A 25304-nucleotide genomic window follows, 5' to 3' on the forward strand; every position below is an offset into this window, starting at 1 on the left:
CATCGGCCGTAAACGAAATAAAACGAAACTATCGCCGCAGGTCAGGTTTCGCTGACAGGCTCCGCATTCTCGGCGTCGGGTGCAATCGCCAGCAGCAGCGACGCCGCCAGCGCCAGCACGATGCCGACCGACTTGAGCGAGCTCGGCACGACGCCCAGCGCCACCATCGAAATGATCGCCGTCGCCAGCGGTGCACCGGCGTTGGTCAGCGGCGCGACGATGATCGCCTTGCCGTAGCGGAAGGCGAAGACCAGCGTCAGCGCGCCGATGGCGTTGAGCACCTGGATGCCCGCCGCGAGCAACGGGCCGTCGAGGCCGTAGTTGATCGGCTGGCTGAAGTCGGTCATCGCCCAGGCGACGGGGATCAGCGCTAGCCCGGTCAGCGTCATGTAGAAAAAGATGCTCTCCCCCGACATGACATTGTTGGCGGACTTCATGAAATAGGCCTGCAGCCCCCAGCACGCCATGACGACCAGCGCCATCCACAGCCAGCCGCCGCTATGCCCGTCGCCGCCCGGCGCGAAGTCGAAGGTCGGCAAGGCGAGCAATGCCAGCAGGATACCGAGCGCGCCGAGCTTGCCGGTGCGCTCGCCGATCAGCAGGAACGACAGGGCGATGGTGACCACCGGCGACAGCGAGATTACCGGGAAGATCAGATAGGCGGGGCCGCGCGTCACTGCATAGAACAGCACCATCTGGCCGCCCGCGCCGAGCAGACCGACGGTCAGGCCATAGGCGATGGCGCGGCGATCGGTGTCGAGCTTCCACCCGGCCTGCGACAGCACCACCAGCGCCGGCGGAATCATCGTCAGCGCCCAGACGCAATAGACGAGCGTTTCGGGGAAATGATGCTGCGGCGACAGGCCCGAATAGGCGCCCCAAATGCCCCAGAGCACCACCGTCGCCAGCGCGTTCCACAGCCAGGCCCGTCCACCCGAAGTCGGTAGTGCGCTCATGCGCTGGCCTGCCCGGAAACCGGCGTCGCTTCGACGATCAGGAAGTGTTCGAAGCTGGCGGGGATGCTCGCGGCCGGCCCTGAGACGATGCCGAGCGGCTGGCCGGTGAAGCTGTCGGTGATCCGGTGCTTGCCCGGCGGCAGCCCGCGCAACACCACCGGCCCCGACCATTTATCGGCGTAAAAGGCATAGTGCATGCTGGTCCCGGCGCGGATCGCATGTCCCTCCGGCTTGTCGAAGCCGATGTCGTAGAGGTGCCCCTGATACTCGCCCTTGGGCAGCATCTTGGCGCGGTACAGCGCGATCCACTTGCGCCACAGCGCCTCGCGCTCCGGGTTGAGCGCGATGCCGCCGGGGGGCAACGGGTCGGTGGTGTCGACCGGGTCGTTCGGCCAGGTGAACTTGGTCGAGAGGATCGCGCCGATGCCGTAATGCGTGGCGAAATCATTGTGCCGGTCGCTGAGCTCGACATGGTCGCCGGCGAACGGCGCGGACGGCCCCATCATCGCCTTGAAGCTCTTGCCCTTCGACCGGATCTGCCACGACGAGGTCGGGTCGGACGCGGGCGTGTGGTTCATGCCGGCGATGTTGTGGAAGGCGAAACTGTCGCCGCACGGGCAGATTTCCATCACCGCGTTCGGGTTGATCGACATCGCCTCCTGGTAGAGCGCCTTCCAGAAATCCTGCAGCTTTTCATAGGATTCCTCGGGGCGGGCGTGGTTGTGCGCCGGGTTATAGCAGGGCGCGACGCCGTTGAGATGCTGGCCGTCGAGCTTCAGCCCTTCATAGCCCCAGTCGCTGAGGATGCGGCGGACCTGGCCGCGGAAATAGTCGACCGTCGGCTGATACGCCGGGCAGAGCGTGAAGGCGTTCCAGAAGCTGACGTTCTGCGCCGCGCCATTGCGGTCGAGCAGCAGCATGTCGGAATGGTCGCGCAGCAGGTCGGTGCCGGGGTCGGCGGCGAGCGGCGCCAGCCACAGGCGGGGGCGCATTCCGGCTGCCTTGATCTGGTCGGCGAAGGCCTTCATGTCGGCGTCGCCGCGCGGGAACTTGGTGCGGTTGAGCTTCCAGTCGCCCTCCGACGTCTGCCAGCCATCGTCGAGCACCGCCCATTCGAGGCCGATCGCCTTGGCCTTGGTCATCGCAGTCAGGACCTCGGCCTTGGTGAAGTCGCGGCCATAGCCCCAGGCGCACCACACCGGCGCATAGCTGGTGTCGGGGATCGCCGGCGCCGCGATGCCGCGCTCGGCCATCAGGCGGCGATAGGCGTCGAGCGGGCGGAAGTGGTCGCCCTCGTGCGCCATCAGGAAGACCGGCGGCAGCGCGAGCGTCGCGCCGGGCGCGAGCAGGGTCGCGGTGTCGCCGGTGATCGAGACGCGCGTGCCGCCGGGCTGTCCCGAAACCGGCAGCGAGACGAGGCGCGGCACGGTGTCGATGTGGCCGACTGCCAGCCCGACGTCGCGGCGCCAGACGACCGCGACCGGGGTGCCGCCGCCGTAATCCGAGGCGTTCATGCCCATGAAATTGCGCTGGCCGAAGCCGGGGACGACCTTCTGCACCCAGTCGCGGCGGTCGGGGTAGGACGCGCCGGAGAAGCTCCAGGCGCCGTCGGGATGGGGAAGCAAATCGTGGGTTGCGGCCTGCCAGCCGGTGACGGCGATCGGGGCGGTGCCGGTGTTGCGGTAGGCGATATCGAGCAACGCCAGGCCGGGGTAGCGGTCGAGGAAGGTGACCGAGACGAGCTTGTCGATCGTGCCGGCGGTGCCGCGGAGATGGTGGACGCGGCCGGGGCCGTGGGGGCCGGCGACGGTCTCGCTGGTCTGCTCGACGAGCGGGAAGCGGTCGATGGCGCGATTGTCGTCAAGGGCGATGGCCTCGCTCGGCTCCATCGCGGTCAGGACCTTGCCCTTGTGCGAGATGCGCGAGTGGAGATCGGAGTCGAACTCGATCGTCAGGGTGCCGTCGCTGACCTTGGCGGCGGCTTTGGTGGTGAGGGCGCGGGCGAGCTGCGGAGATGCGGCGGCGATGGCGGCGCCGGCACCGGACAGGCCGGCGATCGCGCTGCGCCGGGATAGTGTGAACTCTGACACGATCGGCTTCCTTGACGAAGGGATGGCTTTCCGGCGGCACAGGCTCGGGCAGGTGCGCCCGATCATTATGACTTGCGTAAAGCTGAACGCAACATAAGATTATTTCGTTACGTTTCCTTTGGAGATCTAGATGCGCGTGCTTTGGGCCTTGGTGCCATTGACTGCGATTTTGGCGTCGACCGGCGCCGGTGCCAAGCCTGCGACCTATGGCGAGGCCGACTTTGCCCGGGTGCCCAAGCTCGACGCGCATGTCCATGCCAATCGCGACGCGCCGGACTTTCTGCGGATCGCGCGCAAGGACGGCTTCGAGCTGCTGTCGATCAACGTCGATTATCCCGACTTCCCGCCGCTGCCGAAGCAGGCGGAGATCGCCTACAAGATGCACGCGGCGGACCCGAAGCGCTTCCACTTCGCGACGACCTTCTCGATGGACGGGTTCGGCACGCCGGCGTGGACCGGGCAGGCGCAGCGGCTGGTCGACGACGGCTTCGCCCACGGCGCTGTGGCGGTAAAAGTGTGGAAGAACATCGGCATGATCGCCAAGGACGCGGCGGGCAAGCGCGTCTTCCTCGACGATCCGCGCTTCGATCCGATCATGGCGCACATCCAGGCGCGCGGAGTCCCGCTGATCGCGCACCAGGGCGAGCCCAAGAATTGCTGGCTGCCGCTCGACCAGATGACCACCGAGAACGACCGCAGCTATTTCACCGAGCACCCCGAATATTACATGTTCAAGCACCCCGAGGAGCCGAGCTATGAGGCGCTGATGGCGGCGCGCGACCGCTTCGTGGCGCGGCATCCGAAGCTGGCGTTCGACGGCGCGCACATGGCGAGCCTCGAGTGGAGTGTCGACGAGCTGGCGAAGTTCCTCGATCGCTACCCCAATGCGGTGGTGGATCTCGCCGCGCGGATGAGCCAGGTGCAGGTCCAGTCGAACGCCGACCACGCCAAAGTCCGCGCCTTCTTCGTTGAATACCAGGACCGGCTGATGTACGGCACCGACCTGACCGACAGCCCGCCCGACCCTAACGCCCGCGCGCAGAACCCGCTGACCACCGGCAATTTCGCCAAGGAAGCGGACGATATGTGGCGCTCGGACTGGCGATACCTGGCGACGTCGCTGTCGCAGCCGGTCGCGGCGATCAAGGCCGATGCGAAGGGGCTGGCCCTGCCGCGCGCGGTGATCGACAAGATCTATTATTCAAACGCGCGGCGGTTCTTCAAGCTCAAGGGCTAGGCCTCATGGACCTGGAAGCCGAGGCGTTCGGAGGCTGAGCGGATGGTGTCGGGCACCGCGTCATCGGTGACGAGATGGTGGATCTTGTCGAGGTTGATGATGCGGTGCAGGCAGACGCGCCCGAACTTGGAACCGTCGGTCACTGCGATGACCTGCCGCGCCGCCTCGACCATCTTGCGGTTGAGCATCGCCTCGGGCTCATAGTGCGTGGTGATGCCGAACTCGACGTCGAAGCCGTCGACGCCCAGGAACAGCTTGTCGACGCGCAGGTCCTCCAGCGCCGCGACCGTCTGCGCGCCGTAGAACGCGCGGTTCTTCCGCCGCAGCATCCCGCCGAGCATGACGATGTTGAGCCGCTCCCGGGTCGCCAGCACCGACAGGATGTCGAGGTCGTTGGTCAGGACGGTGATGTCTTCGTCATCGGGCAGGAAGGTCGCGATCTGCAGCGCCGTGGTGCCGGAGTCGAGCACGATCGACTCGCCCGGCAGGACCATCGACGCGGCCAGCCGGCCGATGCGCATCTTCTCGTCGGTGTGGCTCGTCCGCTTGGCCTCGACCGGGGGTTCGGCGGTGACGTTGACCGCGTCGGCGCTGATCCCGCCGCCATAGGAGCGCTCCATCACGCCGCGCGTCGCCAGGAAGCGCAGGTCCTTGCGGATCGTCTGCATCGAAACATTGAAGCGCTCGGCCAGCGGCGCGACCTGAACGCTGCCATGCTCGCGCACCATGGTGCTGATCCGCAGCCGTCGTTCACTGGTATCCCGGACCATGCGTCATCCCCTCTGCAGCCGATGCGATCAACTAGCATCAAACATCGCGGCGTTTCGTTATATTTGGTTTCTGGCCCGCTTCGACCGTCCCACGCCGGCGGTCGTGGCACCGAACTGTGCCTCATAAACCCGCCCATTGTAGAAAGCAGTTGTTTCGTTTTAAAGCGTTTGACAACTTAAAACACGCTAGGTTAGCAAAGCGCAACAAATCGCTCGCAAGCCATGGCTAGGCTATAGAGCGGGTCCATACGAGAGTTCGTAAAGGGAGTCAGCACCATGGTCGATGCGAAACGTTTGCGGAATCTCGTCCGGACCGGGATCAGCGTCACCGCCCTCCTGGCTGGCTCCGGCGTCCTGGCGCAGACCGCCGTGTCGCCGACCGAGCAGCCCAACCCGGGTACGCCGGTCCAGTCCGGCCCCGGCCAGAGCGGCGACGCATCCATGCTCGCGATCACCGATAACGACGAGATCGTCGTCCGCGGCGTTCGCGGCAGCTTGTTGCGCTCGATCGACACCAAGCGCGACGCCTCGACCATCGTCGACGCGATCTCTGCGGAAGAGCTCGGCAAGTTTCCCAATCGCAACGTCGCCGAGGCGCTGTCGAACATTCCCGGCGTCACCGTCGGTCGCGATGGCCGCGGCGAGGGCCGCAGCGTCACCGTGCGCGGTCTTGGCGAGGATTTCGCCCTGACCACGCTCAACGGTCGCATCCTGCCGACCGACGGTCCCGACCGCGCCTTCGCCTTCGACGTCCTGCCGTCCGAGGCGATCTCGGGCGCCGAGATCCAGAAGGCGGCGCAGGCCTCGCAGCTCGAGGGTAGCATCGGCGGCAATATCGACCTGCGCACCGCGCGCCCGTTCGACCATATGGGCAACCACGCCGCCGGGTCGATCGAGGGCCAGTACAACGAGTTCGCCAAGAAGGGCGGCATCAAGGCCTCGGGCGTCGTCAGCACGACCTTCGCGGACGGCACGATGGGGTTCCTGCTGTCGGGCACCTACAACAAGTACAAGTCGCGGACCGACAATCTCGGCGAATACTCCAGCACCGACACGTTCGATATCGCCACCGATCCCGCCGGCCAGCGCAGCATCGTCCAGGTGCCGAACGGCGGCGTGATCGTGCCGTATTTCTACAGCACCGGCTATGTCGAGACCGAGCGCCAGCGCTGGGGCGGTTCCGCGGCCTATCAGTGGAAGCCTTCCGATCGCTTCGAATTCCGCCTCGACGGCATCTACAGCAACTACACCGACATCGAACACAACCACCGCATTGCCGTCGGCCTGACGCCGCTCGCGGATGATGGCAGCGTGCGTTGGGACCTCAACAACATCACCGTCGATTCCAACAAGGTCGTCACCAACTATACGGTCCAGCCGGCGACGATCGATATCGTCAACACCGACGAGCCGCGCAAGTCGATCACCTACCAGCTCGGCGGCCATATCGACTGGACGCCGATAGACCGGCTCAGCGTCGCCGCCGATGCTTCATACGGCAAGGCGACCAACAATACCGGCGGCCAGAACCGCTTTGTCGTGGCCGGCATCCCCGGCTCCAAGGCGGTGGTCACGACCCGCAACGGCGGCCTGCCCGACCTGGTGCTGACCATCCCCAACGCCGATGGCACGGTCACCGACCGGCCGCTATCTTCGGCCACCGATGCCGACGTCCGCGCGCACTATATCGGCATCCAGGGCGAGGACATCTCCGACCGCAGCATCCAGGCCAAGCTCGACCTGAAGTACGACCTCGACCTTGGCATCCTTAAGTCGTTCAGCTTTGGCGGCGCCTTTTCGGATCGCCGCAAGGACGTCGAGACCATCGACAACCAATATACCACCGCCGAGAACTTTGCCGGCTATCCGTTCCCATTATCAGCGGTTGGCGGCGGCGTGCTGCAGTCGCCGAAATACACCAATATCCTGCCGAACCTGACGGGCAATTTTCCACGCGCCGTCCCGACGTACGACATCGACACCTATCTGGCGTCGCTGTCGAAGGCCGAGAACAACCCCAACATCCTCAACCCTGCCACCGGCCTGCCCTACCCGACCGGCTATGCCACCCAACAGGTCGTGCCCGATCAGCTGGCCTCCTATCTGATCAAGGAGCGGACCTGGAACGCCTATGGCCAGGTCAACTTCCAGGGCGAGAAATGGCGCGGCGATATCGGCCTGCGCTACGTCAACACGACGGTCGACTCGCTCGGCTACGGCGCCACGGTCGCCAGCTATGTCGTCGTCGGCGCGGGCACGGCGAACGTCCAATTCAATCCGATCGAGCCGATCGTCGGCGGCGGCAGCTACTCGCGCCTGCTGCCGTCGGCCAACTTCGCCTATGACCTCGCGGATGGCCTGAGGGTCCGCCTTGCAGCGTCGCAGGCCATCTCGCGCCCGACCTTCGGCCAGCTGTCGTCGGCCAAGGATTATTCCGCGGCCCAGTCGAACACGCCGGTCGTAACCGACTCTGGCAATCCCAACCTCAAGCCGGTGTCGGCCGATCAGGGCGACGTCTCGCTCGAATATTACCCGAGCAAGAGCCTCGCCCTCACCGCGGCGGTTTTCTACAAGCACCTGACCAACTTCGTGACGACACAGGCGGTGCCGTTCACGCTGACCCCGACCAACCAGGTCCCCGGTGCGCCCGCCAGCTTCCCGTTCACCGAGCTGCAGTATGTCAACGGCGACAGCGCCAAGGTCTATGGCATCGAGGTCGGCGGCCAGTATTTCCTGAAGAACGGCTTCGGCATCCAGGTCAACGCCACCTACAACCACTCGCGGGCGGTGCGCGATGGCCGGCCGAAGACCGATTTGCAGGACGCCGTGCCATTCTCGGCCAACGCCAAGGTGTTCTACGAGAACCACGGCATCAACGCCTCGGTATCGTACCAGTACCAGTCGCGCTTCGTGTCGTCGCAGTACAGCTACATCGACAGCCTGGCGATCAAGCAGGACCCCTATCACGAGCTGGCGGCGAGCATCTCCTATGACATCCTGCCGTCGCTGACGGTCTACGCCCAGGGGTCGAACCTGCTCGACTCCGCGACCAAGCGCTTCTCCACCTACCGCAACGTCCCGGCCTTTTACGAATACACCGGCCGCGCGCTGTTCTTCGGGGTTCGCGCCCGCCTCTGAGCCGGGTCAGGCGCGCCAGCCGCCGTCGATGTCATAGGTGGCGCCGGTGATGAAGCCGGCGGCGGGTGACGCCAGAAACGCCACCAGTGCCGCCACCTCGCCGGCAGTACCGTGGCGCCTGATCGCGAGCGGCGCGCGATTGTCCTCCGCCGCAGGACCGTCGGCAGGGTTGCGCTCGGTGTCGATCGGGCCGGGCTGGACGAGGTTGACGGTGATCCGCCGCGGCCCGAGGTCGCGCGCCAAGCCGCGGGTCAGGCCACCGAGCGCGGACTTGCTTGCGGCATACAGCGTCCTGCCCTCGCCGGGGCAATGGTCGGCGACGATGCTGCCGATCGTGATGATCCGGCCGCCGTCCGCCATCCGGGCCACCACTTTCCGCGCGGCGACGAAAGGTGCGCGGACGTTGACCGCGAAGACCTGGTCGAAGGCGTCGTCGGGCAGTGCATCGAGCGTCCCGGTGATCGCCAGTCCCGCGACATTGACCAATATGTCGACCGGCCCCAGCCCGGCGACCACCGTGTCGATCGCCGCCTCCAGCGCCTCGACATCGGCGACATCGGCCTGCACGCAGACGATACTTGCGCCCTCGCTGCCAAGCTCGCGTGCGAATTGCCCGGCTTCTGCGGCGCGATCGCGGTAGATCATCCCGAGTGATGCACCGTCCGCCACCATCCGCTGGCTTATCGCCGCGCCAATGCCACGGGTGCCGCCGATGACCAGCGCGATCTTTCCGTCCAGGTCTGGCATCACGGGCTCCTTCGCCCCCGGGTGTCGACGTTCCCGGCCTGCGACGCAAGCGCGCGGCCATACGGCGCGGAGGGCATATTGAAGATCTTCTTCGACGGCGGGTGCCGCCCCAATCCGGGGCGGATCGAAGTCGCGGTCGTGGCCGGCGGAGTGACCTATCTGGAGCTCGATCTCGGCCACGGCACCAGCAACGATGCGGAGTGGCTGGCGGCGCTGCACGCGTTGGAGGTCGCGGCGTCGCTGGGTGTGCAGGACGTGCAGTTGCTGGGTGACTCGGCCTTTGTCGTCGACCAGGCCAATCGTTCCGGCAGCGGCCGCGCCTCCGCATTTGCCGCCAGGTTCGACGCACTTCGCTCGCAGTTCACCCGCGTCCGGATCCGGCGCATCGGCCGTGCCCAGAACCTCGCCGGGATCGCCCTTTCGCGTCGGTATTCGGGACGATAGCCTGTGTGCAAGGTCCAAAACTCACCTTATGAGGACTGCAGCGCGAGGATTCCCAGCGCGCCAGGCCTGGAGCCCGCATGCATCGCTTCCTGATCGTTTCCGCCCTTTCCGTTCTCGCCGCCGCGCCGACCCTTGCTGCGCTGGCGACCAGGCCTGCCGCTGCCCGCGCCGAGGTCACGACCCAGCTGCCGCGCACCGTCAGCCCGTCGCACTATGATATCTCGATCACGCCCGACGCCGCCAATTTGCGCTTCACCGGCAAGGTCGCGATCACCATCGAAATCCTGCAGCCGACCAAGGCGATCACGCTCAACGCCACCGACCTGACCTTTGCCAAGGTCGCGCTGTCGGGCGTCGCGGCGGCACCCGAGATCGCCGTCGACAGCGCGACGCAGACCGCGACCTTTACCTTCGCGCAGACGCTGGCACCGGGGCAGCACACGCTGACCATCGACTATGCCGGCAAGATCGGCACCCAGGCGACCGGGCTGTTCGCGCTCGACTACAACACCGCCGCCGGCAAGAAGCGCGCGCTATACACCCAGTTCGAGAATTCCGAGGCGCGCCGCCTGATCCCGTCGTGGGACGAGCCGTTCTACAAGGCGACCTTCACCCTGCAGGCGACCGTGCCGGCCAGCCAGATGGCGGTCAGCAACATGCCCGCCGCCTCGACCGTCGCGAGCGGCGCGACGAAGGTGGTGCGCTTCCCGATCACCCCGAAGATGTCGACCTACCTGCTGTTCTTCGGCGCCGGCGAGTTCGAACGCATCGCGCAGAAGTCCGGGACGACCGAGATCGGCGTCATCACCCAGACCGGCAAGGCCGAGCAGGGCCGCTTCGCCCTCGATTCCTCGATCGCCATCCTGAAGGAATATAATTCCTACTTCGGCACGCCCTTCCCGCTGCCCAAGCTCGACAACATCGCGGCTCCGGGGCGCAGTCAGTTCTTCAGTGCCATGGAGAATTGGGGCGCGATCTTCACTTTCGAAGCCTCGATCCTGCTCGACCCGACGATCCAGACGCAGGCCGACAAGGAGCGTTCGTTCGCCGTCGCGGCGCACGAGATGGCGCACCAGTGGTTCGGCGACTTGGTCACGATGGCGTGGTGGGACGACCTGTGGCTCAACGAGGGCTTCGCCTCGTGGATGGAAGGGCGGGCCAGCGAGCGCCTGCACCCGGAGTGGAACGTCGGCCTCGCCGCCGTCGCCGGCCGTGACGAAGCGATGAACCGCGATGCACTGGCCACGACGCATCCCGTCGTCCAGCATGTCGAGACGGTCGAGCAGGCGAGCCAGGCCTTCGACGCCATCACCTATCAAAAGGGCGAGGCGGTGATCCGCATGCTCGAGGATTACGTCGGCTCCGACGTGTGGCGCGACGGGGTGCGCCGCTACATCAAGGCGCACGCCTATGGCAACACCGTCACCGACGACCTGTGGCGCGAAGTCGACGCCGTATCGCGGGGCAAGCCGATCACCGAGATCGCGCACAAGTTCACGCTGCAGCCCGGCGTCCCGTTGATCCGCGTCGGTGCTCCCGCCTGCAAGGCCGGCGCGACGACGCTGGTCCTGACGCAGGGAGAGTTCAGCAAGGACCTGCCCGACAAGACACCGCTGTCATGGCCGGTGCCGGTCATTGCCCGCACCGTCGGCGGCAAGGCCAGCGCGCGCACCGTCGTCACCGGCGGCAAGGGCTCGCTGACCGTTCCGGGCTGCGGCGCGGTGATCGTCAATTCGGGCCAGACCGGCTATTATCGCACGTTGTACACGCCGGCGGCCTACACCGGCGTGGTCGGCGCCTTCCCGGGTCTCGCGGCGATCGACCAGCTCGGCATCACCACCGACAGCTGGGCGCTCGGCCTGGCCGGGCTGCAGCCGGCGTCCGACGTGCTGGAGCTGGCCAAGGTCACCCCGGCCACTGCCGATCCGCAGCTGTGGGGCCGGTTCGCGCACATCATGGACGAGCTCGACGGCTATTACGACGGTGACGCAGCCCGGCAGGCGAACTTCCGCCGCTTCGCGGTTGCGCGCCTGGCGCCGGTGTTCGCACAGGTCGGCTGGACCGCCAAGGCGGGCGAGCCGCAGCCGGTCGCGACGTTGCGCAACACCTTGATCGCGACGCTGGGCAATCTGGGCGACACCCGCACCATCGCCGAGGCGCGCCGCCGCTATGCCGGTCGCAACGATCCGGCGCTGCTGCCCGTCGCCATCCGCCGCAGCGTCTTCGGCGTCGTCAGCGTCACTGCCGACAGCAAGACCTGGGACGAGCTGCACCGCGTCGCGGCCGCGGAGAAGACGCCGCTGATCAAGGACCAGCTGTACGACCTGCTCGCCAGTGTCGACGACAAGGCGCTGGCCCAGCGTGCCCTCGACCTCGCGCTCACCGACGAGCCCGGCGCGACCAATTCGGCCAGCATCATCCGCCGGGTCAGCACGCGCTATCCCGACCTGGCGTTCGACTTCGCCATCGCACACATGCCGCAGGTCAACGAACGCGTCGATCCGACGTCGCAGAGCCGGTATTTCCCGCAGCTGGCCGGCAACTCGTCCGATCCGGCGATGATCGCCAAGGTCAACGCCTATTCGACGAAGTACCTGGCGCCGAGCTCGCGTCGCGATGCAGATACGGCAGTGGCCAACATCGCGTACCGGATCAAGGTCCGCAACGAGCGCCTCCCGGTCATCGACGCCTGGCTGGCAAAGAACGCGGGATAGGCGACGGCTATGGGCAAGGCAGCATCGGCGCTCGACTATCGTGAACTGGCGCGCCGGCGCCTGCCGCATTTCCTGTTCGAATACGTCGATGGCGGGTCGTACGGCGAGGTCACGCTGCGGCGGAATATCGCCGACCTGGAGGCGGTTGCGCTGCGCCAGCGGGTGCTCAACAACGTCTCCGAGATCGACCTGAGCACCGAGCTGTTCGGCCAGCGGATCAGGCTGCCGGTCGGGTTGGGACCGATCGGGCTGGCCGGGCTGACGGCGCGCCGGGGCGAGGTCCAGGCGGCGCGGGCAGCGGAGGCGGCAGGGGTGCCGTTCTGCCTGTCGACCGTTTCCGCCTGCCCGCTCGCCGAGGTCGCGGCGGGGGTCACCAAGCCGTTCTGGTTCCAGCTCTACATGATCCGCGACCGGGTGTTCATGCGTGACCTGATGCAGACCGCGCGGGGGCTCGACTGTTCGGCGCTGATCTTCACCGTCGACATGCCGGTCCCGGGCTCGCGCTACCGCGACCAGCGTTCGGGCCTTGCCGGTGCGCCGGGCGTCTTGGGCGACATGCGGCGCGTCTGGCAGGCCCTGAAGCGCCCGTCCTGGGCTTGGGACGTCGGCATCCACGGGCGGCCCCACCAGCTCGGCAACGCCGTGCCGGTGCTCGGCAACGATAGCGGGCTGAACGACTATTTCGCCTGGATGAGCTCCAACTTCGACCCGACGGTGACCTGGAAGGACCTCGACTTCATCCGCTCCGAATGGAACGGGCCTTTGATTATCAAGGGCATCCTCGATCCCGAGGACGCACACGACGCCGCCCGGCTCGGCGCCGACGGGATCATCGTCTCCAACCACGGTGGCCGCCAGCTCGACGGGGTCCAGTCCACCGCCGTCGCTCTCGGCCCGATCGCCGAGGCGGTCGGCGACCAGCTGACGGTGATGGCGGATGGTGGCGTGCGCTCTGGCCTCGACGTCGTGCGGTTGCTGGCGCTGGGCGCGAAGACCGTGTTGCTGGGCCGGGCCTGGGCCTATGCGCTCGGCTCCGACGGGCAGCGCGGCGTGGCGCACCTGCTCCAGCTGATCGAGGCCGAGATGCGGGTCGCGATGGCGCTGACCGGCACGACGCGCATCGCCGACCTCGACCGTTCGAAGCTGGTCTCGGCCGAGGCCGGCGCCAACAACCGGGCTGCCGCGCTGGCCTAGTCCGGGGCGCTGGCCCAGCCGCCGCCGACCGCCTGGTACAGCGACACCGACGCCGTCAGCCGGTCGGTCCGCGCCTGGATCAGGGTGAGGTCAGCCGACAGCAACTGACGCTGCGCATCGAGCTGCTCGATGTACGAGGCATAGCCTGCACGATAGCGATTTGTCGCCAGCCGCAGCGCCTGTTCGAGCGCGGCGCGCTGGGCCGCGACATGCTCGGCCTGCTCGCCCGACCGCTGCACGGCGGCCAGGCTGTCCTCGACCTCGCGGAACGCGGTGAGCACGGTGCGGCGATAGGCGAACGCTGCCTGGTCGCGCTGCGCCGTCGCGCTGTCGGCCTGCGCCCGGATGCGCCCGCCGTTGAAGATCGGCGCCAGCGCACTGGTGCCGAACGAGAACAGCGTCAGCGGATCGGGCAGCAGCGTCGAGAATGCGACGCCGGCCGATGCCGCCAGGCTGATCCGCGGCAGGAAATTGGCACGCGCCGAGGCCAGCGACGCATCGGCTGAAACGATGCGCTGCTCCGCCGAGGCGATGTCGGGACGGCGGCGCAGCAGGTCGGATGGCAGCCCGGCCGGGACGGCGGGATAGCCGAAGCCGTCGAGCGTCGCGCCGCGCGGCACCGCGGCGGGTGACGAGCCGAGCAGCAGGTTCAGCGCATCTTCCTGCCGGGTCACCGCGAGCTGCGCCTGCGGGATCAGCTGCGCGGTCGCCTCATATTCGGACTCGGCCTGGCGCAGTTCCAGCTTGGAGGTGTAGCCGGTATCGGCGCGACGCTTGGCGATACGCAGCGCCTCGGCCCGCGCCGACAGCGTCGCCCGCGCCGTTGCCAGCCGGGCGTCGTACGACCGCAGCGTGATGTACCCCGACGCCACCGCACCGGCGACGCCCAGCGCCGTCGCGTCGCGCGCCGCCGTAGTCGCGGCGAGGCTGGCGCGTGCCGCGCTGCGCAGCGAACGCAACCGGCCGAACAGGTCGACCTCATAGGACAGGCGGACCTGCGGCTCCTCGACCGTCTGGACCTCCGACGTGCCGAACGGGCTGATGTCGCGCAGCCGCTCGATGCCGCCGCCCGCATCGATCGATGGCACCAGCGCCGACCGGGCCAGCCGGAACTGCGCGCGAGCCTCGTTGATCCGCGCCACCGCGATCAGCACATCGCTGTTGTCGCGCAGCGCGGTGTCGACCAGGCGGTTCATCACCGGATCGCCGAACGCCCGCCACCAGCCCGCCTCCACCGGTTGCGCCGGGCCGATGCTGGTGCGCCACGCAGGCGGCGCGACGACGCCGGCGGTCGGCGGGATTTGCGGATACGGCCCGGCACACGCCCCCGCCAGCAGCGCCAGCAGCACCGCCGCGCGTCTCATCGCGGACCGCTGGCGGTATCGACCCGCACCTCCACCGACATGCCGGGCCGCAGCCGGGCGGCCAGCGCCTGGCCCGGGTCGATGTCGATGCGGACCGCGATGCGCTGCGCCACCTTGGTGAAGTTGCCCGTCGCATTGTCCGACTTGATGACGCTGAACTCCGACCCCGCGGCGGGCGACAGGCGCTCGATCCGCCCCGTCAGCCGGGCGCCGCCCAATGCATCGACCGCGAAGCTGGCCCGCTGGCCGGGCACCATCGCCGCGGTCTGCGCCTCCTTGAAGTTGGCGATCACCCACAGCCGGGCGGGCACGAGGAACATCAGCTGGGTGCCGTTGGTGACATATTGCCCGGTCCGCACCCCAACCTCGCTGAGCTGGCCGTCGGCGGGCGCCCGGATCACGGTGTTCGCCAGGTCGATCTCGGCCAGTCGCAGCGCCGCCTGTGCGCCCTCGACCCCCGCCGACAGGCCGCCACGCCCGACCTCGACCGAGCGGATGTCCTGCCCGGCGATGTCGCGCGCCGCCTTTGCCTGCAGCACCGCCGCCTGGGCCTGGCGCAGCGCCGCGCGCGTCTGGTCGCGCTCGCGCAGCGATACCGAGCCGTCGGTGACCAGATCCTCGACACGGTTCATGTCGGCCTGCGCCCGCGCCAGCTGCGCCTCCGCCCCCGCCACTGCCGCCACCTGCGAGCCGAGCCCGGCGACGCGCGACAGCCGGGCCTGCGCCGAATTGGCAAGGCCGGCCCGCTGCGCCGACAGCGTCGCGCGGGCCTGGTCGACGCGCTGGCGGTAGATGCGGTCGTCGATCCGCGCCAGCACGTCGCCGGTGCGGACGGTCTGGAAATCCTGCACCGGGACCTCGACGACATAGCCGCTGGTTTGCGGGCTGACGATCGTCACCTGGCCGCGGACATAGGCGTTCTCGGTGGTCTGCACAGTCGAGATGAACGGCGGCAGCCGCCATGCGTACAGCACCACCAATATGCCCGCGAGCGCCAGCAGCGAGACGATGATGATGATCCGCGGACTGCGCGGCGGCGCCCAGCCGCGCGCCACCGGTGCGGCTGGCGCGTCGGCTCCGACGGGGGCGGTGATCTGGTTCATGCGTCTCGCAAAGCCCGGAGAGTGGCGCGCCTGATGCGCACGACATGCGTCGTCGCCCAAACGAAGGTCAGCACCGCAACGACGCAGATCAACAGGAAGACGTCGTTATAGGCAAGCACATTGGCCTCGCGCGTCGCTGCCTGGGACAGCAGCACCGCACCCTCGGCGCTGCGCAGGGCCGGGTCGCCGATCACCCGGCCGACCGCGCCGCCGCCGGACTGGATGCGCGCCGCCACGAGCGGGTCGATCATCGTCAGATGCTGGACGATCGCCTGCGAATGGACGCGCTCGCGGATCTGCTGGAAGGTGCCGAGCATCGCCGAGCCGAGCAGGCCGCCGACGTTCTGGGTGATCCCGAACAGCGCCGAGAAGCTGACGAAATGCCCCGGCCCCTGCGCCATCGCGCGGGTCAGGCCGATGACCAGCGCCGGCCCGATGAACAGCGCCGCGGCGAACGCCAGCATCGCCTGGCTCAGCCAGATATCCTGCGGGCGCGTCAGGTCGGTCGAATAGGTGTCGAGCCACGCCCCCACCGCGATGATCGCCAGCGCGATCAGCAGCTGCAGCCCAAGGAAATTGGGGTCGATGGTGAAGGCGCTGACCACCGTCCCGACGATCATCGCGACCAGCACGATGACGTACAGCGTGTGCATCTGGTCGTTGCCGATGCCCAGCACCTGCAGCAGCCCGACCGAGCCATAGGTCTGCTCCGACAGCACCATCCGCGTCAGGATCGCGACCAGCGCGAAGCGGACGATGTCACCGCTGCCGAGCCAGCGCGTGTTGAGCAGCGGATTGCGCCGGTGATGCTCGACCAGCAGCGCCGCCGGGATCAGCACGAACGACAGGCACAGCGCCACCCCCAGCCACGGCGCCTCGGTCCACCACAGGTAGCGCCCGACGCCCAGCACCGCGCACAACAGCGCCATGCCCGGCGCGAACAGCGCAAAGGTCAGGAAGTCGAGCGGCTCGAACGCCTTGCTGCGCTCGCTCGGCGGCAGCGCCAGCATGCGCACGGCCGCCAGCGACAACAGTCCCAGCCCGAGTTCGAAGATGTACAGCGTCCGCCACTGGTCGACCTCCAGCAGCGTCGACGAGAACAGCCGCGCGATCGGCGTCGCCAGTTGCGGTATCGCGACCGCCAGCACCAGCGCCTTGATCCGCCACTTCGCCGGGAATGCCTGGATCATGTACAGCAGCCCGAGTGTGCTCAGCGCCGCCGCGGTCATGCCGCTGGCCGCCCGCACGATGATCGCCGAGGCGAAGCTGTGCACGAACAGGTGCGCGAAAGTCGCCAGCACATAGCCGACCAGGAAGATCTGGGTGAACAGCCGCAGCCCGAACTGCTGCCTGAATTTGATCAGCAGCAAATTGATGCAGACGTTGGTCATCACATAGGCGGTCGGCAGCCAGACGATCTCGTAGGTGTACAGCCCCAGCGAGCCCTGCAGATTGTACAAATTGACCGTCACCAGCGCATTGCCCAGGCTGCCGGTCAGCCCGACCAGCGCCGACGTCAGGCCATAGGCGAGGCGCCGCATCGCCGGATGGTCGGGCGTCGCCGGCGAGCCCGGCATGGAGGCGCGCTCGTGCGGCTGCGGCTGCCACTCGGGCGCGGCATCCAGCGCGTTCGCGCCCGTCATCGCGCCATCCAGACGTGCATGCCGTCCCAACTACCGGCAGCGCGCATCGTGCCGCTGCCTCGCCAACGGATCGATACACCTGCGACGAATGGTGGAAAATCCCCTGCCGATAAGCTATTAACCAACCATCAGCAGGGAGGGCTCAGCCTGATGGCCAGTGTCAATGACGGTATCGGTGTGCGTCGCAGCCTTGTGGACAGGGTGAAGGCGATCCTGCTCAAGCCGCGCGACGAATGGGCGGTCATCGATGGCGAGACCACGCCGATCCCGACGATCTACACCGGCTATGTGATGATCCTCGCCGCCATCGGCCCGGTCTGCCAGCTGATCGGCAGCCTGTTGTTCGGCTATGGCGCATTCGGCATCGTCTTCCGTCCCAGCATCACCAGCGCACTGTCGTCGGCGATCATCCAATATGTGCTCAGCCTGGTCATGGTCTATGTGCTGGCGCTGATCATCGATGCGCTGGCCCCCAGCTTCAACGGCACAAAAAGCCGCCTGCAAGCCTTCAAGGTCGCCGCCTATGCCTCCACGGCCAGCTGGGTCGGCGGCGTCTTCGGGCTGATCCCGCAGCTGTCGATCCTCGCCATGCTCGCCGGGCTGTACAGCCTGTACCTGCTGTACATGGGCCTGCCGCGCCTTATGAAGGTCGCGCAGGACCGCGCCATCGCCTTCACCGCCTGCATCGTGCTGGCCGCGATCGTGCTGTTTCTATTGCTGGGCGCGATCACGTCGGCGATCACCGCCGCGGCGATCGGCATGGGCAACCCGCTCGTCACGACCGACGCCGCAACGGGCGCCGCCACCGGCACCGTCTCGGTCCCCGGCATGGGCTCGGTCGACCTTAGCAAGCTGGAAGCCGCGTCGAAGCAGATGGCGGCCGCCGCCACCGCCGCCCAGGCACCGGCCGGCAGTCCCGCCGCGGCCGGGGCGATCGTGGCGACGCCGCCGGCAACGCTGCAGAATTTCCTGCCCGCCGCCCTCCCCGGCCTCGCCCGCACCGCGGTCTCCAGCTCGTCGGCAGGGGCCGCGGGCTTCAACGGCTCGACGGCGGAGGCGACCTATGGCGCCGACGGCAAGACCATCAAGCTGTCGGTCACCGACATGGGTGCGGCCGGCGCCTTCGCCGCGATGGGCAGCGCGCTGAACGTCCAGTCGTCGTCGCAGGACGCCAATGGCTATGAGAAGGTCGCCACCATCGACAAGCGCATGACCACCGAGAAGTGGGACGCGGCGTCCAGATCAGCGACCTACAGCGTGATGGTCGGCAACCGCTTCATGGTGTCCGGCGATGGCGACGGCGTCGACATGGCGCTGGTCAAGGGCGCGGTTGCCGGCATCGACGCCAACGCCCTGGAACGGCTGGTTAAATAACGCCCGGGCGGCTCAGCCCCGCCGCCAGCTCGTGCCGTCGGCGCCGTCTTCCAGGACGACGCCCATCGCGGTCAGCTCGTCGCGAATGCGGTCGCTCTCGGCAAAGTCCTTGCCGGCGCGGGCGGCGCGACGGGCGGCCACCAGCGCATTGATCGTCGCCGTGTCCGCCGCGTCCTCGGGCGTCACCGGTTCCAGCAGCCCGAGCATGCCCATCGCCGCGCGCATGCCGCCGACGTCGCCCAGCCGCGACATGCGCGCCAGCGCCGCCACTGCCTCGGGCGTGTTGAGATCGTCGGCGAGAGTCGCAACGAAGCGCTCCGGCACCTCGGTCGCCGGCTCGGTCGAACGGCGCAGGAAGCCCTGCCAGCGGTCGAGCGTCGCCTTGGTCTGCTCGAGCAGATTGTCGTTCCATTCCAGCGGCTGACGGTAATGCGCGCTGAGCAGCGCCAGCCGCAGCACCTCGCCGCTCCACCCCGCCGCCAGCAGTTCGGACACCAGGGTCACGTTGCCCAGCGACTTCGACATCTTCTCGGCGCCCATGCCGAGGAAGCCGTTGTGCATCCAGATCCGGGCCAGCGGCGCGCCGTGGTTGGCGCAGGTCGATTGGGCCAGCTCGTTCTCGTGATGCGGGAAGATCAGGTCGAGCCCGCCGCCGTGGATGTCGATGGTCTCGCCCAGCACGGCGCGGATCATCGCCGAGCATTCGATGTGCCAGCCCGGGCGACCGCGGCCCCAGGGCGAATCCCAGCCCGGCTGCTCGTCGGCGCTCGGCTTCCACAGCACGAAGTCCGCCGGGCCACGCTTGTACGGCGCGACCTCGACCCGCGCCCCGGCGATCATCTCGTCGAGCTTGCGCCGCGACAGCTTGCCGTAATCCGGGAAGGCCGAGACGTCGAACAGCACATGGTCCTTGGCGGCATAAGCCACACCGCGCTCGACCAGCACCCCGATCATCTGGACCATGCCGTCGATATGCTGTGTCGCGTGCGGCGCGATATCGGGATCCTCGACCCCCAGCGCCCGCATGTCGTCGAGGTAATGCTGTTCGTAGCGCGCCGTCACCGTGCCGATCTCGACATCCCCGGCGACCGCGGCGGCAATGATCTTGTCGTCGATGTCGGTGATGTTGCGGGCATAGACGACATGCTCGCGGCCGTAGCGATGCGCCAGCAGGCGGCGCAGTACGTCGAACACCACCGCCGGGCGGGCGTTGCCGATATGGGCGCGATTATAGACGGTCGGACCGCAGACGTACATCGTCACCCGGCCCGGATCGGCGGGCACCAGCGGCTGCTTCTGCCGGGTCAGCGTGTCGTAGAGCGTGATCGTCATCGGCTGGTGTTCCGGGCGCTGTCGAGCAGGCTGTCGAGGGCGCCGCGTTCCTTTTCGCCATAGCCCCTGTCGCGGCCAGGCTTGTCACTGTCGGGCTTGTCGCGGTCTGACTTGTCGCGGTCAGGCCGGTCGGCGGACCTGTCGGCCGGCGTCTTGTCGCCGGACTTGACCGAACCCGACTTGCGCCGCTGCTCGACGAAATCGACCATCGCCTTGCTGGTCACCTCGACCAGCGGTCCGGTGCGGGCGGCGCGCAGCCACTCCGGCCGGGGCTCGCCGGGATCGAGCACGTCGTAGACCAGCGTGCCGAGCAGGAACAACACCGCCGCACCGAGCAGGCCCTTGAACGCCCCGAAGCCGAGCCCGAGGATACGATCGAGCGGCCCGACCACCGAGTTTCGCGTCCGCGCCCCCAGCGAACCGGCGATGGTCCGGAAGATCACGAAGGTGACGATGAAGATCACTGCGAACGCCAGCACGGCGCCACCCGCCTCGGTGCCGGTGAACTTCGCCGCGATCAGCTTGCCGGCTGGAAACAACAGCCGCACCGCGAAGAACGCCGCGACCCAGCCGAGCAGCGACAGCACCTCGGTAACGAAGCCGCGCGACAGACCCGCCAACCCGCCGAGGCCGATGAGCAGCAGGACGACGATGTCGAAGGCAGTGAAGTGAGCCATGATGCGCCGTCTAGTGACGATGACGCGATTTAGGAAGGCCCGACCCGGCGGCAGGCGCACGCTCGCAGGCGGCAGCAGAAAACACTGTCCTACAGCCTAACCTATCAGGTACATTCATCCGGTCGGGCAGCCTTGCATCGTCGGTTGCCCGGCCGCGCTCTTTCTCATTGCCATCGAACCTTGCCCGGCGCTCCCGGGCAGGGTCCCGACTGTCCCGGCATCTGCCCGGTATTGAGGGGTGTGAATCCGCGAAATGGTGTGAACTTAGAGTGAAGTTACGACCCGGTTTCGATCAGGCCCGGTTCGCCACCCCGAGGTGATCGACCAGCGCGTTCAGCGTCCGGAAGCCACTGACCTTGATGCCGCCGCCCTGCGTCGAGGCCGGTGCCAGCGCCGCACCGAAGCCGAGCTTCGCCGCTTCCTTCAGCCGTAGTCCCGAATGGCCTACGGCGCGGACCTCGCCCGACAGCGCGATCTCGCCGAACGCCACGGTCTCGGCGGGGACGACCACCTCGGTCAGTGCCGAGACCAGCGCCACGGCCACGGCCAGGTCCGCCGCCGGGTCCTGCACCTTCAACCCGCCCGCGACGTTGAGATAGACCTCGCACGCCGAGAAGCTCAGCCCGCAACGCGCCTCCAGCACCGCGAGGATCATCGACAGCCGCCCGCTGTCCCAGCCGACCACGGCCCGCCGCGGCGTCGCCCCGCTCGCCAGCCGCACGACCAGCGCCTGGATTTCGCACAGCACCGGCCGCGTTCCCTCCAGCGCCGGGAACACCACGGTCCCGACCACCGGCCGGTCGCGATCGGTCAGGAACAGCGACGACGGATTGGCGACCTCCTCCAGCCCGTCCGCACCCATCGCGAACACGCCGATCTCGTCGGTGCCGCCAAAGCGGTTCTTGACCGCCCGCAGGATGCGGTACTGGTGGCTGCGCTCGCCTTCGAAATACAGCACGGTGTCGACCATGTGCTCCAGCACCCGGGGGCCGGCGATCTGCCCGTCCTTGGTGACATGGCCGACCAGCACCACCGCCGTGCCGCTGGTCTTGGCATAGCGGATCAACTCCTGCGCCGACGCCCGCACCTGGCTGACGGTCCCGGGCGCGCCCTCCAGCGTGTCGCTGTGCATGGTCTGGATCGAATCGATGATCAGCAGCGCGGGCGGCGGTCCGGACGCCAGCGTCGTCAGGATGTCGCGGACCGAGGTCGCCGACGCCAGCTGGACCGGGGCCTTGGCCATGCCGAGCCGGCGGGCGCGCAGCCGCACCTGGTCGGAGGCTTCCTCGCCCGAGATATAGGTGACGCGCTGGCCGTCGAGCGCCATCCGCCCGGCGGCCTGGAGCAGCAACGTCGACTTGCCGATGCCGGGGTCGCCGCCGATCAGCACCGCGCTCGCCGCGACCAGCCCGCCGCCCAAGGCCCGGTCGAGCTCGGCGATGCCCGTCGACAGGCGGGCGGGGATCGCGACATCGTCGTCGAGGCCGGCCATGACGATGCGGGCGCCGCCGCCGCTGAGGCTGTGCTTGGCGCTGAACGGCGTCACGACCGCGGCGGCCTCCTGCTGGATCGTATTCCATTCGTTGCAGTCGGCGCACTGCCCCTGCCATCGGCTGCTCGCGGAGCCGCAGGACTGGCAGACATAGCGGGTTGCAGCGCGGGCCATCTCAGCTCCCTGAACGAAGCGGGAACATAGCCTGCGCAGCGCCCGGCTTCAATAGAGCCGGCCGAGGAGAGCCACCGCGATGAACAACAGCCCGATCCCCGCGAAGAAGGCCGCTTCCGCCAGTCGCTCGATCACCCGCATCGTGCCGTCGTTGCGGATCACGATGTACGACAGCAGCGTGCTGCCGAGCAGGAACAGCGCCGCGATCCAGGCGACCTCGTCGGCATAGGTGATCGCGGTCGAATGCGTCAGCCGCAGCCCGGTCAGGATGAAGAAGCACACGCCGAGCAGGTTGGTCGAGGCGTTCAGGATGTTGGGATGACGGTCCATGCCTCGCCCTTACACCTTGCCGTGGTCCTGTCCCCCGCTTTCGCATTCACGCCATTTGCCGTTATGGGTAACGGACAACCCCGGGGGTGCCATGCGCGAGAAGGAATTGCGGCTCGCCCTGGTCTGCTACGGTGGCGTCAGCCTTGCGATCTACATGCACGGCATCACCAAGGAAGTCTGGAAACTGCTCCGCGCCTCGACCCAGCGCGCCGGCGATCCGGAGGCGGGTGCCGTGCTGCACGACACCGAGGCGGTGTACATGGAGCTGCTCGATGCGCTGGCGCCGTGGTGCAACCTGCGGGTCCTGACCGACATCGTCGCGGGGGCCAGTGCAGGCGGCATCAACGGCATCATGCTGGCGCACGCCATCGCCGGCGGCCACGACATGGAGCCACTGCGCAGCCTGTGGCTGGAGGGTGCGGACGTCGACCGGCTGCTCGAGCCCGAGGGCGCGGCCGGCCGCTTCAGCAAATGGTGGGCATCGCCGCTGGTCTGGTACACCCGCCGCCTTGGCATCGGGGTCGCCGACGTCGACAACGGTGCGCGGTCGGAAGTGCGGTCGAAGCTGTCGCGGCTGATGCGCTCGCGCTGGTTCAAGCCACCGTTCTCCGGGCAGGCGTTCACGGTCATGCTGTACGATGCGCTCGCGGCAATGGAGGCGGGACCGCCCGGCCCGCAGCTGATCCCCGCCGGCCAGCCGCTCGACCTGTTTGTCACCGTCACCGATTATCACGGTAGCCCGGAGCACCTGCGCCTGCACTCGCCGCCCGACATCATCGAGACCGAGCATCGCCTCGTCATCGGCTTCTCCTCCCCGGGGGCCGGCCCCAGTTGCAGCCGGAGCCTCGGCAACCGCGCCGAACTGGCGTTTGCGGCGCGCGCCACCGCTTCGTTCCCCGGCGCCTTCCCGCCCGCCCGGGTCGGCGAAGTCGACGCCGTGGTGGCCGAGCGCGGCGACAGCTGGCCCGGACGCGAAGGCTTCCTGGCCCGCATCTTCCCGCGCCGTAACGGCGGCTATGACGCGGCGACGCTGATCGATGGCAGCGTCCTCAACAACCGCCCGTTCGGCCCGGCGATCGAGGCGCTGCGCCACCGCCCGGCGCACCGCGAGGTCGACCGACGCTTCGTCTACATCGACCCCAAGCCCGGCGCCCATCACGACGGCGCCACCGATCCGCTGGCCCTCCCCGGCTGGTTCTCGACGGTGCTGCGCAGCCTGGCGGACATCCCGCGGGAGCAGCCGATCCGCGACAACCTCGCCGCCATCGACGCCCTGTCGGCCCGGGTTCGGCGTCTGCGGATGGTCGTCGACGGCATGGCACCAGAAGTCGATGCGGCGATCGAGCGAGCTGTCGGGGCACGCTTCTTCCTGTTCAAGCTGACCCCGGCACGCCTGTCCGACTGGCGCTCGCGGACCCAGACGGTAGCGGCGCGCGAAGCCGGCTTTGCCTATGCCGCCTACGGTCAGCTCAAGCTCAGCAACGTCGTCGAGAGCGCAGCGGCGCGCATCGTCTCGCTCGGCCGGCACAAGGGCATGGGCAAGGACGCTGCGGTTCATGCGGGCATCTGGGCAACGGTCCGCGCCTCGCATTTCGACGGGGTCGCGGCGGCCAGCGCACGCGGCGGCGCAACCTCGGACTATGTCACGTTCCTGCGCAGCCACGACCTCGGTTTCCGCGTTCGGCGGCTGCGCTTCCTGGTCAGGCGGGTCAACACCCTGGCGCTCGGCATCGACGACCCGGCCCATCTGCGGACGATCGAAGGCATCAAGACGACCCTGTACCGGTTGGTCGCGCCCTATGTGGAGCGCCAGCGAGACGGCTTCTACAGTGCCGCAATGCAGGAGGCGGCCGCGAACGCGATCACCGATGCGGCGGGGGCACTGACGGCGCTGGGCGAGGCGATGGACCTTCAGGACCTCGACACCGCGACCGACGCGCAGTTGGCGGAGGTGCTGGGAACAGGGTTGCCGACTCCGCTGCGGCGCTCCCTGTTGCGGGCCTATCTCGGCTTTCCGTTCTACGACATCGCCATGCTGCCGATGCTGGAAGGCGATGGCCTCGACGAGTTCGACGAGATCAAGGTCGACCGCATCTCCCCCGACGATGCCGTCGCGATCCGCCTCGGCGGTGCCAAGGCGACGCTCAAGGGTACCCAGTTCAACGCATTCGGCGCGTTCTTCAGCCGTGCCTATCGCGAGAACGACTATCTATGGGGCCGCCTCCATGCTGCAGACCGGCTGATCGACATCATCGTCTCGACACTGCCGGACGGAACGGTCTTCGACGCGGCGCCATTCAAGACCAAGGCCTTTCGAGCCATCGTCGAGGCGGAACGGCCGTTCCTGACTGCGGTACCCGATCTGCTCGCCAGCCTCGACGCCGAGATCGGCTAGGATTCGGTGACCTGAGGAAGCGACACACTCTCGTCGCTCACTCCCGCCGATCGGATCAGGCCCGCCATTCCTTGCATTGCAGCATACCCCATGCTAACGCCCGCCGCGTCAGCGCCAGAGGCTCTACCCG

The 25304-nt window shown here is 67.9% G+C and carries 18 protein-coding genes; 7 read left to right on the plus strand and 11 right to left on the minus strand.

The window, feature by feature from the left end; genetic code table 11:
• Positions 1–41 precede the first annotated feature (41 nt).
• Positions 42–956, minus strand: a complete 915-nt coding sequence (locus ACOFKW_RS02295; protein WP_419815738.1) for an EamA family transporter — start codon at positions 954–956, stop codon at positions 42–44.
• Entirely contained in the window at positions 953–3046 is a 2094-nt protein-coding gene (locus ACOFKW_RS02300; protein ID WP_419815739.1) for a glycoside hydrolase family 36 protein, read from the minus strand. Before ACOFKW_RS02300 ends, ACOFKW_RS02295 begins: the two co-directional genes overlap by 4 nt.
• Positions 3047–3176: 130 nt before the next feature.
• Here ACOFKW_RS02300 and ACOFKW_RS02305 point away from each other — a divergent pair, with 130 nt between their 5' ends.
• Complete coding sequence (locus tag ACOFKW_RS02305; protein ID WP_419815740.1) at positions 3177–4283, plus strand: amidohydrolase family protein; 1107 nt, start codon at positions 3177–3179, stop codon at positions 4281–4283.
• Here ACOFKW_RS02305 and agaR read toward each other — a convergent pair.
• Positions 4280–5053 carry a transcriptional repressor AgaR gene (agaR, locus tag ACOFKW_RS02310; RefSeq protein WP_419815741.1) on the minus strand — a complete coding sequence of 258 codons (774 nt, stop codon included), beginning with the start codon at positions 5051–5053 and terminating at the stop codon, positions 4280–4282. The genes ACOFKW_RS02305 and agaR overlap by 4 nt on opposite strands.
• Positions 5054–5329: 276 nt before the next feature.
• Here agaR and ACOFKW_RS02315 point away from each other — a divergent pair, with 276 nt between their 5' ends.
• Positions 5330–8191 carry a TonB-dependent receptor gene (locus ACOFKW_RS02315; protein WP_419815742.1) on the plus strand — a complete coding sequence of 954 codons (2862 nt, stop codon included), beginning with the start codon at positions 5330–5332 and terminating at the stop codon, positions 8189–8191.
• Positions 8192–8197: 6 nt separating this feature from the next.
• On the opposite strand, the gene ACOFKW_RS02320 is transcribed toward ACOFKW_RS02315, so the two are convergent.
• Positions 8198–8938, minus strand: coding sequence for an SDR family NAD(P)-dependent oxidoreductase (locus tag ACOFKW_RS02320; RefSeq protein ID WP_419815743.1), 741 nt, complete (start codon positions 8936–8938; stop codon positions 8198–8200).
• A 78-nt stretch (positions 8939–9016) separates the two neighbouring features.
• Between ACOFKW_RS02320 and ACOFKW_RS02325 the strand changes: the two genes are divergently transcribed.
• From ACOFKW_RS02325 to lldD, 3 genes are all read left to right on the plus strand, one after another.
• Positions 9017–9382, plus strand: coding sequence for a reverse transcriptase-like protein (locus tag ACOFKW_RS02325; RefSeq protein ID WP_419815744.1), 366 nt, complete (start codon positions 9017–9019; stop codon positions 9380–9382).
• 77 nt (positions 9383–9459) lie between these two features.
• Entirely contained in the window at positions 9460–12096 is a 2637-nt protein-coding gene (locus tag ACOFKW_RS02330) for a M1 family metallopeptidase (protein ID WP_419815745.1), read from the plus strand.
• A 9-nt stretch (positions 12097–12105) separates the two neighbouring features.
• Positions 12106–13290, plus strand: coding sequence for an FMN-dependent L-lactate dehydrogenase LldD (gene lldD, locus ACOFKW_RS02335; RefSeq protein WP_419815746.1), 1185 nt, complete (start codon positions 12106–12108; stop codon positions 13288–13290).
• Here the strand turns inward: lldD and ACOFKW_RS02340 are convergent.
• From ACOFKW_RS02340 to ACOFKW_RS02350, 3 genes are read right to left on the minus strand one after another with little or no spacing between them, the layout of a single operon-like run.
• Positions 13287–14654 carry an efflux transporter outer membrane subunit gene (locus ACOFKW_RS02340; protein WP_419815747.1) on the minus strand — a complete coding sequence of 456 codons (1368 nt, stop codon included), beginning with the start codon at positions 14652–14654 and terminating at the stop codon, positions 13287–13289. The two genes, lldD and ACOFKW_RS02340, sit on opposite strands and share 4 nt — an antisense overlap.
• Positions 14651–15757, minus strand: a complete 1107-nt coding sequence (locus ACOFKW_RS02345; RefSeq protein WP_419815748.1) for an HlyD family secretion protein — start codon at positions 15755–15757, stop codon at positions 14651–14653. The genes ACOFKW_RS02340 and ACOFKW_RS02345 overlap by 4 nt, the downstream gene beginning before the upstream one ends.
• Positions 15754–17400, minus strand: coding sequence for an MFS transporter (locus ACOFKW_RS02350; RefSeq protein ID WP_419815749.1), 1647 nt, complete (start codon positions 17398–17400; stop codon positions 15754–15756). Before ACOFKW_RS02350 ends, ACOFKW_RS02345 begins: the two co-directional genes overlap by 4 nt.
• Before the next feature lie 150 nt (positions 17401–17550).
• Here ACOFKW_RS02350 and ACOFKW_RS02355 point away from each other — a divergent pair, with 150 nt between their 5' ends.
• A complete protein-coding gene (locus ACOFKW_RS02355; RefSeq protein WP_419815750.1) occupies positions 17551–18774 on the plus strand; it encodes a Yip1 family protein in 1224 nt (407 codons plus the stop codon).
• A gap of 12 nt (positions 18775–18786) precedes the next feature.
• On the opposite strand, the gene cysS is transcribed toward ACOFKW_RS02355, so the two are convergent.
• The 4 genes from cysS to ACOFKW_RS02375 all read right to left on the minus strand — a co-directional run bounded on the left by cysS (position 18787) and on the right by ACOFKW_RS02375 (position 22779).
• Positions 18787–20106 (minus strand): cysteine--tRNA ligase, encoded by a 1320-nt coding sequence (gene cysS / locus ACOFKW_RS02360; protein ID WP_419815751.1) that lies wholly within the window; start codon positions 20104–20106, stop codon positions 18787–18789.
• Positions 20103–20783, minus strand: coding sequence for a CvpA family protein (locus ACOFKW_RS02365; RefSeq protein ID WP_419815752.1), 681 nt, complete (start codon positions 20781–20783; stop codon positions 20103–20105). Before ACOFKW_RS02365 ends, cysS begins: the two co-directional genes overlap by 4 nt.
• A gap of 292 nt (positions 20784–21075) precedes the next feature.
• Positions 21076–22449 (minus strand): DNA repair protein RadA, encoded by a 1374-nt coding sequence (gene radA / locus ACOFKW_RS02370; protein WP_419815753.1) that lies wholly within the window; start codon positions 22447–22449, stop codon positions 21076–21078.
• A 48-nt stretch (positions 22450–22497) separates the two neighbouring features.
• Positions 22498–22779, minus strand: coding sequence for a hypothetical protein (locus tag ACOFKW_RS02375; protein ID WP_419815754.1), 282 nt, complete (start codon positions 22777–22779; stop codon positions 22498–22500).
• Between the two features lie 91 nt (positions 22780–22870).
• Between ACOFKW_RS02375 and ACOFKW_RS02380 the strand changes: the two genes are divergently transcribed.
• Positions 22871–25174, plus strand: coding sequence for a patatin-like protein (locus ACOFKW_RS02380; RefSeq protein WP_419815755.1), 2304 nt, complete (start codon positions 22871–22873; stop codon positions 25172–25174).
• The last annotated feature ends 130 nt before the right edge of the window (positions 25175–25304 follow it).

This window comes from Glacieibacterium sp. (assembly GCF_965200405.1).
In the GTDB taxonomy this organism is placed as follows: Bacteria; Pseudomonadota; Alphaproteobacteria; order Sphingomonadales; family Sphingomonadaceae; genus Glacieibacterium.